Here is a 13073-nt window from a genome sequence, read left to right on the forward strand (position 1 = left end):
GTCCGCGTCGCAGCCCGCGCTGCTCCCCGCCGGAGGCTCCCCGTCCGCCGCTGCGGCCCCGGCCGCTGTGGCTCCGGCCTGGCGCGACCTGGCGCAGCGTCTGGCGGCCGACGGCCTCTCCGGGCCGCGGGTGGACGCCCTGCTGGCGGGCCTGCCCGCCACGCCCTCCCAGTCGCCCATGGGCCGCAAGATCAAGGCCCTGTACAACCGCCAGTTCTTCCCCGCGCCGCCCCCGGCCAAGCCCCGGCAACAGTATTACAAGGGCGTGGTCACGGACGCCAACGCACGCCTGTGCCAGCAGTTCATCACGGCCAACAGCAAGGCTTTCCGGCAGGCGGAACAGCGCTACGGCGTGCCGCCGTCCATCGCGGCGGCCCTGCTCTTCGTGGAGACGCGTCTGGGCAAGGTGCTGGGCGATACGGCGGAAAACGCCTTCTATACCCTGGCCAGCATGGCCGTGAGCCGGACGCCGGAAAGCATCGCCGACTGGCTGCCGCAGCTGCGCGACCATGAGCGGCATATGGACTGGATCCGCGCCACCATGCCCAAGCGGGCCGACTGGGCCTACAAGGAGACCCGGGCCCTGGTGGAACACATGCTGCGCGACAACGTGCCCCCGGACCATCTGCCCGGCTCCATCTACGGGGCCGTGGGCCTGTGCCAGTTCATGCCGTCCAATATCGCCGTCTACGGGGCGGATGGCGATGGCGACGGCCGGGTGGATCTGTTCACCGTGCCCGATGCCGTGGCCAGCCTGGCCCATTATCTGGCCCGCCACGGCTGGAAGGCCGGACTGCCGCGGGAACGCCAGCACGCCCTGCTCATGCGCTACAACCACTCCACGGTCTACGCCAACACCATCCTGGCCCTGGCGGAACGCATCGACAGGCTGCCATGATCCCCGGGACGGCGGGGGAGCCCCTGCCGTCCTTCTTTTGCCGCCCGGCGTGCCGCAGCACGGGCAGGGGAGCCCGTCCTGAGCCGGACCCGGGAGGAGGAAGGCTGCGTCCTGCGCCACGGGCAGGGGAGGCTGACGTCCCTGCCCGTGGCGGACGGCGGCCTGCCGGGGGCGCGTCGCGCTCCCTGTGCCGGTGTTCGAGAGGGCCATCCCCGGCAGGTCGGGCTTTCCTCGTGCCACGGCGTGCGCCTGCCGCATTTTCGCTCATGCCTGCGGCGGTCTGGACCGGGCCGGGGCGGGCCCTGCGCCTGCCGCTTTTTCCCGCAGGCCTGCGCAGCTGCGCTTTCCGCACGCCGGCGGGGAGTTGCGCGCTTCCCCGGCGCGTCCGCACCTCTCTGAAAGTTCGACGACCGTTGTCTCGGGCCTTCCGCTTTTCCTCCCGCGCCTGCGGGGGCCGCGTATCTGTCCGGCTTTTGCCGGCGTCCCTTCGCGCATGCGCGTCGCGCCATCCCGCACCGGGGGACGGCAGCCGTCCCCCTCGCACCTTCCTCATGCCGCGCTGACGCTCCCTGTGCTCTGTTCATCTTGCGGGGCCGGTCCCCGCCTTCCCATATCCTCATATTCGGCAGGAACCTGACATGACATATATGACGACCTTGCTGAAAGCGGCCGCGGCCGTTTTCCTGTGCATCATCCTGATGCTCTTGCTCCAGCTCGATCTGACGGCTTTCCAGACGGCGGAGACCCTGTTCCCCGGCTGGGGCTGGCTGGCCTTCCTCACCCTGCTGGCCCTGGAAGCGGCCGCCTTCTGCTGGCTGGGGCTTTCCTGGTTCGCCCGCGCGCCCCGGCTGGTGCTGCGCGACGATCCCACGGACGAGGAACGCCGGGCCTTTGCCGCGGAACTGGAACGGCGTCTGAAAAAGAACAGCCATGTGCGGCAGGCCGGTATCAGCCCGCAGCAGCCCGACTTTCTGGAAAAAGCCCTGGACGTGCTGGACGCCCGCGCCGGGGAGGAGATCCGCAGCAATGCCCGGCGGGTCTTCCTGGGCACGGCCCTGTCCCAGAACGGCCGCCTGGACGCGCTCATCGTTTTCGTCTCCCTGGCCCGCATGGTCTGGCGCGTGTCCGGCATCTACAACCAGCGGCCCACGCCCGCCGAGCTCTGGAGCGTCTACAGCGCGGTATCCTCGGCCACCTTCATTTCCTTTTCCATCGACGCCCTGGACATCCCCCGGACCATCACCGAGAGCATGAATGAGCTCCTGCCCGCCGTGGCGCCCGCCATGGCGGCCTCCGGCATGCCCTTCATGGGGCCGGTGATGCAGCAGTGCACGACCGCCGTCATCGACGGGGCCGCCAACTGCCTGCTGGCCGTGCGCGCCGGGGTCGTGACCCGGAGCGCTTTCCGCTTCGCGGCCCTGGGGCAGGACGAGGCCCGGCGCCGGGCCTGTGTTCGTGAGACGGGCGCCATACTGTCGGAGATCTCCAGGGAGACCGTGGGCGCCATCGTGGGCGCGTTCCGCAAGCAGCTGGCGGACCTGCCGGGCGCTGTGGGACAGAAGATCTCGGAGACCGTGGGCAACATGGCGGACACGGCTCTGGAAAAGACCAGGGATGCCGCCGGTTCGGTGATCCGGGGCACAAAGGATTGCGCCGGCAGCGCCGGACAGGCGGTCCTGCGCGGGGGCAGTGCGGTGGTCGATGCCGTGAGCGACGGCGCCCATGCCGTGGCCGGTGCCGTAAGCACCGGGGCCGGAGCCGTGGCGGACGCCGTGGGCCAGGGCACCAGCGCCGTGCTGGGTACGGTGGGCGATTGTGCCGGCAGCGCCGGACAGGCGGTCCTGCGCGGCGGCAGTGCGGTGGTCGATGCCGTGAGCGGCGGCGCCCATGCCGTGGCCGGTGCCGTAAGCACCGGGGCCGGAGCCGTGGCGGACGCCGTGGGCCAGGGCACCAGCGCCGTGCTGGGAGCCGTGCGCGCCGTCCTGCCGGGCAGACGGCGGGAGGCCACGGCGGATGAGCGTTTCGCCCTGCGTCTGGCCCTGATCTGGTCGCAGGGGCGGCCGGGCTGGATGCGGCGTCGCCAGCTGGCCCGTTTTTGTGATGCCGAAGGCGTGAGCGCCGGGCTGCGCACGCTGGTGGACCGCCACCCCGAACTGCGCCTGCTGGAGCCGCATCTGGACTTCTGGCGGGGGCAGGACGAGGCCGTGGCGGCCTGCGGTCGCGAGCTGGGACTGGAGCGCGGCCCGGCGGCCGTGGCCTGGCTGGCGGAGCTGGATGCCCATCTGCGTCTGGGCGGCCGCCTGCAGGATGGCGGCAGCGCCCCGTCCGGCCCGTCCACACCGCCCGCTTCGGCCCGGCGGCCGTTCTGGAAGCGCTAGCCCTCCGTGTACGCTGGGCATGGATGCGTGTCGCTGCCGCATGTGCCGCGCACCAGCCACACGCAGATGCCGTCCTGTCCGGCGGCCTTCCGGCTCCCGTCTTCCCGGGCATGGCCGGGAGACGGACAAGGAACGGGACGGGAACGGGTACGGGGCACGGAGCGCGCCCTGCACGGCCGTCCCTTTCGGGAGATGGCCGGGGATCCGTCGGCCGAGGCGGTCCGGCAAGGGCTGTGCAGGAGCGCTCGAGGCGGCGCTGCCGGCTGGAAGCCGCTCCGGCCCTTGTCCGCGCCTCTGGTCCGTGCTTCCCGTCCACGCTCTCCATCACGTCCCCGTCTGCTCCTGTCCGGCGGCTCCCTGTCTGGCTGCATCCTGTCCGGCTGCATCCTGCGGCGGTCCTGTCCGCCAGCCGCTTCCCGCCTCTGCCTGCCTCCTGTCCGCCAGCCGCATCCCGTCCCTTGCCCGGTACCTGTCCCCTTCCGCTTCCCGGCGTGTCGTCCCGCGCAGGACATCCTGCTGTGGAAGAATGTTGCACCTTTTGTGATGATGATCACAGTTTGCCCGCCCGGGATATGTTCTAGTGGGGCCAATGCGACTCATCCCCCATCAGCACAAGGAGTGCGCCATGTTTTGCAATCAGTGTGAACAAACTTCCAAGGGCAAGGCCTGTACCCGCCTGGGCGTCTGCGGCAAGAACGAGGCCGTGGCCCTGCAGCAGGACAGGCTGGTGTGGCAGCTGCGCGAACTGGCGGCTGTGGCCCTGCTGGCCCGCGAAGCCGGCATTGTGGATACGGATACGGACGATTTTGCCTTCAAGGCCCTGTTCTCCACCCTGACCAATGTGAATTTCGATCCCACGGCCCTGCTGGCCGTGCAGGAAGAATGCCTGGAGCGCACGCTGGACCTGGCCGCGCGCGTGCCCGGCGCTCCGGTACCCACGCCGCTGGCCGCCCTGGAGCTGCGCGATACGGCCATCGACCGCCTGTCGGACGACGAGGACGTGCGTTCGGCCATGCAGATCCTGCTTTACGGCCTCAAGGGCGTGGCGGCCTATGCCGACCATGCCGCCGAGCTGGGGCAGCGCGATCCCGAGGTGGCGGCCTTCCTGTACCGCGGCCTGCGCGCGGGCACCGCTCTGGATCCCGAGAGCCGGGACCTCGACGGCTGGCTGGCCCTGGTGCTGGAATGCGGCAAGGCCAACCTGCGCGCCATGGAACTGCTGGAAGCGGGCAATACCGGCACCTTCGGCACGCCGGTGCCCACGCCGGTGTCCCTGGGGCGGCGCAAGGGCAAGGCCATCCTCATTTCCGGCCATGACCTGCCCGACCTGCTGGCCCTGCTGGAACAGACCCGCGGCACGGGCATCAACGTCTACACCCACGGCGAGATGCTGCCCGCCCATGCCTATCCGCAGCTGCATGCCTTCCCGCATCTGGCCGGGCACTACGGCACGGCCTGGCAGAACCAGCAGAAGGAGCTGCCCGCCTTCCCCGGCGCGGTGCTCTTCACCACCAACTGCATCCAGGATCCCGAAGGCTATGCCGACAAGGTCTTCACTTCCGGCAATGTGTCCTGGCCCGGCCTGACCCACTGCGCGCACCGCGATTTCTCGGCCGTCATCCAGAAGGCCCTGGAGCTGCCCGGCTTCGCCGAGGATGTGCCCGGCAAGGAAGTGCTGACCGGTTTCGGCCGCGAGACCCTGCTGGGCGCGGCCCCGGCCGTGCTGGACGCCGTGGCCCGGGGCGAGCTGCGCCACATCTTCCTGGTGGGCGGCTGCGACGGCGCGCGTCCCGGCCGCAACTACTATACCGAGCTGGTGGAGAAGATCCCCGCCGACTGCCTGATCCTGACCCTGGCCTGCGGCAAGTTCCGCTTCTTCGACAAGGAGCTGGGCAGCCTGGGCGGTATCCCGCGCCTGCTGGACGTGGGCCAGTGCAACGACGCCTATGCCGCCGTGCGCGTGGCCCTGGCCCTGGCCGACGCCCTGAAGTGCGGCGTCAACGAGCTGCCCCTCTCGCTGGTGCTGTCCTGGTACGAGCAGAAGGCCGTGAGCATCCTGCTGACCCTGCTGGCCCTGGGCGTCAAGAACATCCGCCTCGGGCCCACGCTGCCCGCCTTCGTGTCGCCCAATATCCTCAAGGTGCTGGTGGAGCAGTGGAACATCATGCCCGTGACCACGCCCGACGAGGACCTCAAGGCCATCCTGGGCCGGGGCTTGTAGGCCGGCCGCTGGCGGGAAGTGCCGCCGTCCCGGACCGGGACGCACGTCTGCCCCTGTTTTGCGGGGGCGGTCCCGGCCCTGCGGGCCCGCCCCCGGGCGCCTTTATCCGGGAAAGATCCTGGCCCGTCCGTCCCTTTCCATCCTCCACAGCAAAGCGCGTTGGGGGACGGATGGAGGCGGGAAGGAAGGGAACGGCCCTTGTGCGCCGCCAGGGGGCCCCTTCCCCCGGGACAGGCCGTCTAGGCAGCCTGCCTGCCCGCGCCGTGTACCGGGCTGCCAGGGGACGGCATGCGGCAGGCGCGTTGACGCTTCCGGCAGCCGGCGATATCCCCTGGAGGAGGGATCACATGGCTGGTCCCCTTCCAGCAGCGAGCGCTCTTGCGACGCCGTACGCCGGAGAAGGCGGACGCGGCCTGTCCTTCCGTCCCGCCCGCCGGTCGGGGCACCTGTCCGCAGCCCTGTGCGGGCAGGTGCGGAAGACCGTCTGGAGGTCCCATGCATCAGAAAAACGCGAACCGTCCTCCCGATCCCCAGTCCCTGCGGGACGCGGTGGCCCGCAGCCCGCTGGGCAGCCTGCTGACGGAAGATCAACGTCGCCTGCTGCTGGCCACTGGCCGCCTGGCCGAGATGCGGCAGGGCGATGTGCTGTTCCGTGAAGGCGACAGAGCGCGCCATGTGCCCTTCGTGCTTTCCGGTGAGGTGAAGCTGGTCAAGGCCGGGCCGCAGGGCAGGGAATACGTCCTGCACCTGACGCGCGGCGGCGCTTTCCCCGATCCGGGGGCCCTGTTCTACGAGGCTCCGTTGCCCGCCACGGCCGTGTCCCTGGGGCCGGGGCGCCTGCTCTGGCTGGAGCGGGCCACCATGGACCGGCTGCTGGAGGAGAACCCGCGCCTGGCCCGCTGGCTGCTGCAGCTGCTGGCCGCCCGGCAGCGCCTGTTCGTCAACAAGGTGGCGGGTTCGCAGGGCGTGATCTCCGTCTCCCGGCGCGTGGCGGGCTGGCTGCTGCACCGCTCGCGCATGGAGGAGGGCAGCCGCCGGCTGGAACTGCCCGGTACCCGCGAGCTCCTGGCCCGTCTGCTGGGCCTGAGCCGCGAGAGCCTGAGCCGCGAACTCAACCGCCTGCACCGCGAGGGTGCCATCCGTCTGGAGCGGCGGCAGGTGGAGCTGCTGGATATGGCCGCCCTGGAGCGGCGGGCCGGGGACTGAGGGCCCTGCCCGGGCCGGATCCTTTTGCGCGGCCGGGCAGGCATCCTGCCGCGATCCGTCATTTTTGAAAGCCTTGCCGGGGACATGGCGCCGGCAGGCGGGCGGGCCCGCCACCGGGGAGGGGCTTGCGGGCCGGCAGACACGGCCGTATCCTTTGGCGCCGCAGCCTGTCCGGGCCGCGTGCTTCCCCGCCGCGCCGACCTTGCCCCGCGCGGCCATCCTGCCCGCATCCCCTCCGCCGCCGGGCGCCTGCCGGCCGGATGGACACGACATGACCATGAAGCGTATCTCCATGCCAACTTGCATCATCTGTTCCAGCATCACCGGCAACACCCGGCGTCTGGCCGAGGCCCTTGCCGCCGCGGCCCGTGTCCCTGTCCTGCCGGTGGGCACGGCCTCCGTGCCGGACGACGGGGTCCTGCTGCTGGGCTTCTGGGTGCGTCGCGGCCTGCCGGACAGCCGCAGCCTGCGCCAGTGGCAGGGCCTCCGGGGCAGGCGGGTCTTTTTTTTCGGCACCCACGGCACCTGGCCCGGCTCGGCCCATTCCCGCCAATGCCTGGCGGCAGCTCGCCGCCTGTTGCGGGACAACGGCAATGAGGTGCTGGGCGGTTTCTTGTGCCAGGGGCGCGTGGATCCCCGGCTGGTGGCCCTGGCGGGCAAGCCGGGGCATCATCCCATGACGCCCGAGCGCGCGGCCCGGCTGGCCGAGGCGGCCCGTCATCCCGACGCCGCCGATCTGGAGGCGGTCCTGCGCTGTTGGGACTGCTGCCGTCAGGGCCGGGCCCTGCCCGGTGCCGATGCTGCGGGCGAGCTGGCCGGCGGCCATTTTTTCGCCTGGTCCGCGGGCAGGGGGCTGCCCTCATGAGGACGGGGACAGGCTACGGGGCGCCTGCAGGTCGGGCCGTCCCGGCGTTCCCGGGCGGTCCGCGTCCTTGCGGCGGCTGCGCCCGGCAGTTGTCATCGTTCCCGGCCAGTCCCGCTCCGCGGGCCGTACCGGTGAGATCAAGGAGAGAAGAAACATGGAAAAGATCCCCAGCCGTGTGGAACTGAGCGACGATCCGGCCCTGCCCGGCGAGATCCTGGACAGGGCGGAAACGCTCTTCGTGGCCTTCCAGACAGGGGATTTCCCCTATGTGCTGCCCGTCAACCATGTCTGGCTGGACGGGCACCTCTACATCCATTGCGCCTTTGAAGGCCGCAAGATCGACGTGCTGCGCCGCGACGCCCGGGTGGGTTTTGCCACGGCCGTGGACGTGCGCATCATCCCCGAGCAGTCCACCACCCATTTCCGCAGCCTGTGCGGCACGGGCCGCATCCGCGAGGTGAGCGACCAGGAGGAGAAACGCCGCGCCCTGGATGCCATCAGCCTGCGCTTCCAGGCCCGTTGTCCGCGCCCCGCGCCCGACAGCATGCTGGCGCGGGTGAACATCCTGCGCATCGACGTGGAGAGCCTGACCTGCCGCCACAAGGACGGCTCGCGCCGCAAGGACAAGGAGTAGGGAAATCTTTGTGCTTTTTTGCACAAAAGTGGAGAAAAGGCCTTGTCTAATGATAAAAAAGGCCTTATACTAAGGGTGCAAGGAAAAATGGAGCCACGCCGACCCTGTGGCCGACGGGGCGGGGGCTTTCCCCCTTTCGCAGACTGCAACCTGGATTTTCACCATCTTACTTCTGTCCGTCTGGGCGGTAATGGAGCGTACCATGAAGGAAATCAAGAAGATTCTTTGCGCGGTTGACCTTTCCGAACACAGCGCGGCCGTGGCAGAGTACGCCACCATGCTGGCCAAGGGCCTGGGGGCCAGTGTCATCGTGGTCTATACGGCTCCCTCGCTGAGCCAGTATGTGGGCTTCCATGTGCCGCCCAACACCATCGAAAACTTTGTGGGCGAGATCGTTTCCGGCGCTGAAAAGTCCATGGACGCTTTCGTGGCCGAAAACTTCCCCGGCGTGGACGCCAAGGGCCAGGTGCTCATCGGTTACGCCGCTGAAGAGATCCTCACCCGCGCCAATGACGAAGGCGCCGACCTCATCGTCATGGGCACCCACGGCCGCAAGGGCATCGACCGCATCCTCTTCGGTTCCGTGGCTGAAAAGGTCGTCAAGAACGCCTCCATGCCTGTGCTGACCGTTCGCCCCGCGAAGTAGATCCCGGCCAGGCCGGAAGCTGACAATGGTTTTCCGGGCCGTCGCAGCTGCGGCGGCCCTTTTTTCATTGCATCTGGAGTCTGTATGTACACCTGCGCCGTGCGCCCGGAGATAGCCGCCCTGAGCGCCTATGTTCCCGGCATGTCCATTGCCGAAATTCAGGAGAAATACGGCCTTGCCAAGGTCGTCAAGATGGCCAGCAACGAGAACCCCCTGGGCGTTTCGCCCCTGGTGCGCGAGGCGCTCGGCCTGCACGCCGGGTCGGCCTTCCGCTATCCCCAGGGCGGCAACCCCCGCCTGGTGGCGGCCCTGGCCCGCACGCACGGTGTCCGCCCCGAACAGGTGGTGGTGGGCAACGGCTCGGACGAGATCATCGACATGCTGATCCGCATGCTGCTGGTGCCCGGCAAGCATTCGGTGGTCTGCTTCGAGCCCTGCTTCAGCATCTATCCCATCCAGTCCCAGGTCTGCGGGGTGGAGGTGCGCCGCCAGCCCCTCAACGCCGATTACAGTTTCGATCTCGATGCCCTCCTCGCCCTGGTGGACGACGACACCCGCCTGGTCTTCGTGACCACCCCGGACAATCCCTCCGGCTACTGTCCGCCCCTGGCCGGGGTGCGTCGCCTGGCCCGGCGCCTGGGCGAGCGCTTCCCCCACTGCCTGCTGGTGGTGGACGAGGCCTACATGGACTTTGCCGGCGACAGCCCCGAGGACGAGGCCCGCTTCTCCCTGCTGGCCTCCGGCGAGATCCCGGACAATGTGGCCGTCATGCGCACTTTCTCCAAAAGCTACGGTCTGGCCGGGCTGCGCCTGGGCTACGGCATCATGCCCGCCCAGCTGGCCCAGTATTACTGGCGGGCGCGTTTGCCCTTCTCGGTCAACATCCTGGCCGAGGAAGCGGGCATCGCCGTCCTGCAGGACCATGCCTTCCGCGCCGCCACCCTGGCCTGCGTGCGCGCCGGACGCCGCCAGCTGAGCGAGGGCCTGCGCGCCCTGGGCTGCACGGTCTGGCCCAGCGCGGCCAACTTCATCATGATGCGCCTGCCCGAGGGCTGCGGCACGGCGGCGGCCTGCTTCGAGGGCCTGCTGCGGCGCGGCATCATCATCCGTCCGCTCAAGAGCTATGACCTGCCCGACAACCTGCGCGTGAGCGTGGGCAGCGAGGAGGAGAACACGGCCTTCCTGCAGGCCCTGGACCAGTGGATGCAGGAGGTGCGGGCATGAGCGCGACCCTGCCTGTGGTGACGCTGGACGGCCCCGCCGGCGTGGGCAAGACCACCCTGGCCCAGCAGCTGGCCGAGAGCCTGCATGTGGCCTATCTGGATACCGGGGCCATGTTCCGCTGTCTGGCCCTCAAGCTGGGGCCGGGGGCCGAGACCCTGCCCGAGGAGGAATTGCGCGAGCGCTGCGGCCAGTGGACCTTCCGTCTGGCCGGCAAGGGCCGGGCCTCCACGGTGCTCTGCAACGACGTGCCCGTGCGCGGCGAGGTGCGCACCGAGCAGGTGGGCATGCTGGCCGCCCGCATCGCCACGGTGCCCGTGGTGCGCGAGGTGCTGCGCAAGGCCCAGCGGGCCATGGGCGAGGCCGTGCCGCTGGTGGTGGAAGGCCGCGACATGGGCACGGTGGTCTTCCCGGATGCCCGCTTCAAATTCTTTCTGGACGCCTCGCCCGAAGTGCGCGCCCTGCGCCGCCTGCGCGACCTGGCCGCCCGCGGCGTGGAGGCCGATCTGGTGACCCTGACCGAGCAGATCCGCCAGCGTGACTCGCTGGACCGCAACCGCGCCGTGGCGCCCCTGCGCCCCGCGGCCGACGCGGTCATCGTGGATACCTCCGATCTGGATATCGCCGGCGTGCTGGGCGTGCTGGTGCACCGCATCAGCGTGCACGAGGGCAGCGTGACCCTCTTGCCCTAGCCGCAGGGGACAGTCTTTTTTGCCGCCAACGGGCCGGAAGGCATTGCCTTCCGGCCCGTTGGCGTTTCAGGACAGGCAGGGCGGAGCCTGCCCTGATGCGTCCTGATACCGGAGCCGGGACTCATTATCCGGGCCATGTTTCTGTGGCATATCCCGATCAGGAGACTGTGATGAACGAAAACCCATGTTCAGAAGTGGGCTCTCGTCCCTGTTTGTCCATAAAAATTGGCTGGTTGTTGAGAAGATGGGGAGTTTTTGGAGGAAAGGAAGCCCTTTTTGCCGCAAACAGCGCGCCAAAGGGCGGCCCCGCCGGCCGTGTCCGCTGGCCGCAAGGCCTTAGGGGCATCGACAGCAAGGCAAGGGGCTTTCTTTCCCCTCACTGCAAAACGTGATGCGTCCCGAGCCTAGCCGTGGTGGCGGCGCTGCAGGTGGTCGCGCAGGATGATGGCCAGCAGGTTCATGCCCAGTACCAGCAGGATGAGCACCAGGCCGGTGCCGTACTGCAGCGGCCGGGTCTTTTCGATGTCCGTGCCGGCTGTGGCCAGCACATACATGTGGTAGGGCAGGGCCATGACCGAGCTGAGGAGGGAATCCGGGTTCTTGGGCGTGTAGAAGACGGCGGCGGTGAACATGATGGCCGCGGTCTCGCCGGCGGCGCGGGCCACGCCCAGGATGGCGCCGGTGAGCATGCCGGGCAGGGCGCAGGGCAGGACCACGCGGGCGATGGTCTGGGCCTTGCCCGCGCCCAGGGCCAGCGAGGCCTGGCGGTAGGTATCGGGCACGGAGCGCAGGCTTTCCTCGGCGGTGCTGATGATGACGGGCAGGGTCAGCACGGCCAGGGTCAGGACGCCGGAAAGGATGCTGACGCCCATGCCGCAGAAGGTGACGAAGAAGGAGAGGCCGAACAGGCCGAAGACCACCGAGGGCACGCCGGCCAGGTTGTTGACGCCCAGGCGCACCATGCGGGCGAAGGGCGCGTTGCCCGCGTATTCGTGCAGGTAGACGGCCGTGGCCACGCCCAGGGGAAAGGCCAGCAGCAGGGCCCCCAGGGCCAGGATGGCCGTGCCCGTGATGCAGGGCAGGATGCCGCCGGCGGTCATCATCTCGCGCGGGGGCGTGCTGAGGAATTCCCAGCTGAGGGCGGGCAGGCCCTGCACCAGCAGGAAGATGCAGATGGCCAGCAGCAGGATGACGTTGCAGGCCGCCACCAGGCGCAGGCTCGTGAGCATGGCGCCCTGGACGAAAAGACGGCGGCTCGGATCAGGGGTCGCAAGAGGCATGGGTATGGCTCCTTAAAGGCTGGCCGAGCCCACCTGGCGGTGTTTTTCGGCGATGCGGGACGCGATCATGTTGAAGGCCAGCGTCAGCAGGAAAAGGACGATGCCCGTGGCGAACAGGGCGTGATAGTGGTCGCTGCGGAAGGGGGCCTCGGCCATTTCGGCGGCGATGGAGGCGGGCATGGGCCGCACGGGGTCCAGCAGGGACTGGGGCAGCATGGCCGCGCCGCCGGCGGCCATGAGCACCACCATGGTCTCGCCCATGGCGCGGGACATGCCCAGCATGATGGCCGTGCCGATGCCGGACAGGGCCGCGGGCACCACCACGCGCACGATGGTCTCCCAGCGGGTGGCCCCCAGGGCCAGGGATGCCTCGCGCAGGGAGCGGGGCACGGCGCGCAGGGCGTCCTCGGAGACCGAGCAGATGGTGGGCAGGCTCATGATGGCCAGCACCAGCGAGGCGTTGAGCAGGTTGAGGCCCGTGGCGGCGCCCAGCACATCCTGCAGGACGGGCGCCAGGACCACCATGCCGAGGAAGCCCAGCACCACCGAAGGCAGGGCCGCCAGCAGTTCCACGAAGGGCTTGATGATGCGGCGGGCGAAGGGCGGCGCGATCTCGGCCAGATAGATGGCCGTCATGACGCCCAGGGGCACGGCCAGCAGGGACGAGATCAGGGTGACGGCCACGGAACCCACCAGCAGGGGGAAGATGCCGAACAGGCCCGGGTCCTCGGTGGGATACCAGAGGTCGCCCAGCAGGAAATCCAGCGGGTCCACATCCCGGAACAGGGGCAGACCTTCCATGAAAAGGAAGATGACGATGCCCGCCAGCGCCAGCAGGGAAGAGCCTGCGATGGCGGTGAGGCAGATGCGGATGGCCCGCTCATGGGAAGAGCTGAACATGTTTTTCTCCGAAGGGTCCCCTGCGGGGCGGGCCCGCCGGCGGAAGCAGGAAGGGGAAAGGTGCAGGGGAAAGGGGGGAGGCCGCCGGCCCGGGGGCGCAGGCCGGTGCGGGACCTTTCCCCTGATGGAGCG

11 protein-coding genes are annotated in these 13073 nt (G+C 69.3%); 9 read left to right on the top strand and 2 right to left on the bottom strand.

Features of this window, described 5'->3' with window-relative positions:
• The 9 genes from Q1X76_RS03345 to cmk all read left to right on the top strand — a co-directional run.
• Positions 1 to 898 (top strand): lytic murein transglycosylase (locus tag Q1X76_RS03345; RefSeq protein ID WP_300718110.1); only part of this gene is annotated, 898 nt, incomplete at its 5' end.
• A gap of 638 nt (positions 899 to 1536) precedes the next feature.
• The gene (locus Q1X76_RS03350) at positions 1537 to 3276 is read left to right on the top strand and encodes a hypothetical protein (RefSeq protein ID WP_300718111.1); all 1740 of its coding nucleotides are present in this window, start codon (positions 1537 to 1539) and stop codon (positions 3274 to 3276) included.
• 625 nt (positions 3277 to 3901) lie between these two features.
• Complete coding sequence (gene hcp, locus Q1X76_RS03355; protein WP_300718112.1) at positions 3902 to 5497, top strand: hydroxylamine reductase; 1596 nt, start codon at positions 3902 to 3904, stop codon at positions 5495 to 5497.
• Between the two features lie 495 nt (positions 5498 to 5992).
• Entirely contained in the window at positions 5993 to 6703 is a 711-nt protein-coding gene (locus tag Q1X76_RS03360) for a Crp/Fnr family transcriptional regulator (RefSeq protein WP_300718113.1), read from the top strand.
• A gap of 271 nt (positions 6704 to 6974) precedes the next feature.
• Positions 6975 to 7568, top strand: coding sequence for a flavodoxin family protein (locus Q1X76_RS03365; RefSeq protein WP_300718114.1), 594 nt, complete (start codon positions 6975 to 6977; stop codon positions 7566 to 7568).
• Between the two features lie 154 nt (positions 7569 to 7722).
• The gene (locus Q1X76_RS03370) at positions 7723 to 8202 is read left to right on the top strand and encodes a pyridoxamine 5'-phosphate oxidase family protein (protein WP_300718115.1); all 480 of its coding nucleotides are present in this window, start codon (positions 7723 to 7725) and stop codon (positions 8200 to 8202) included.
• Positions 8203 to 8404: 202 nt separating this feature from the next.
• Positions 8405 to 8848 carry a universal stress protein gene (locus tag Q1X76_RS03375; protein ID WP_300718116.1) on the top strand — a complete coding sequence of 148 codons (444 nt, stop codon included), beginning with the start codon at positions 8405 to 8407 and terminating at the stop codon, positions 8846 to 8848.
• Between the two features lie 84 nt (positions 8849 to 8932).
• On the top strand, positions 8933 to 10072 hold the full coding sequence (gene hisC, locus Q1X76_RS03380; protein WP_300718117.1) for a histidinol-phosphate transaminase: 1140 nt from the start codon (positions 8933 to 8935) through the stop codon (positions 10070 to 10072).
• Positions 10069 to 10761 (top strand): (d)CMP kinase, encoded by a 693-nt coding sequence (gene cmk / locus Q1X76_RS03385; RefSeq protein WP_300718118.1) that lies wholly within the window; start codon positions 10069 to 10071, stop codon positions 10759 to 10761. Before hisC ends, cmk begins: the two co-directional genes overlap by 4 nt.
• Before the next feature lie 404 nt (positions 10762 to 11165).
• Here cmk and pstA read toward each other — a convergent pair whose 3' ends face one another.
• Positions 11166 to 11990, bottom strand: coding sequence for a phosphate ABC transporter permease PstA (pstA, locus tag Q1X76_RS03390; protein WP_300718155.1), 825 nt, complete (start codon positions 11988 to 11990; stop codon positions 11166 to 11168).
• 63 nt (positions 11991 to 12053) lie between these two features.
• On the bottom strand, positions 12054 to 12941 hold the full coding sequence (pstC, locus tag Q1X76_RS03395; RefSeq protein ID WP_300718119.1) for a phosphate ABC transporter permease subunit PstC: 888 nt from the start codon (positions 12939 to 12941) through the stop codon (positions 12054 to 12056).
• Between the last annotated feature and the right edge of the window lie 132 nt (positions 12942 to 13073).

The organism is uncultured Desulfovibrio sp. (genome assembly GCF_949282365.1).
GTDB lineage: Bacteria > Desulfobacterota > Desulfovibrionia > Desulfovibrionales > Desulfovibrionaceae > Desulfovibrio.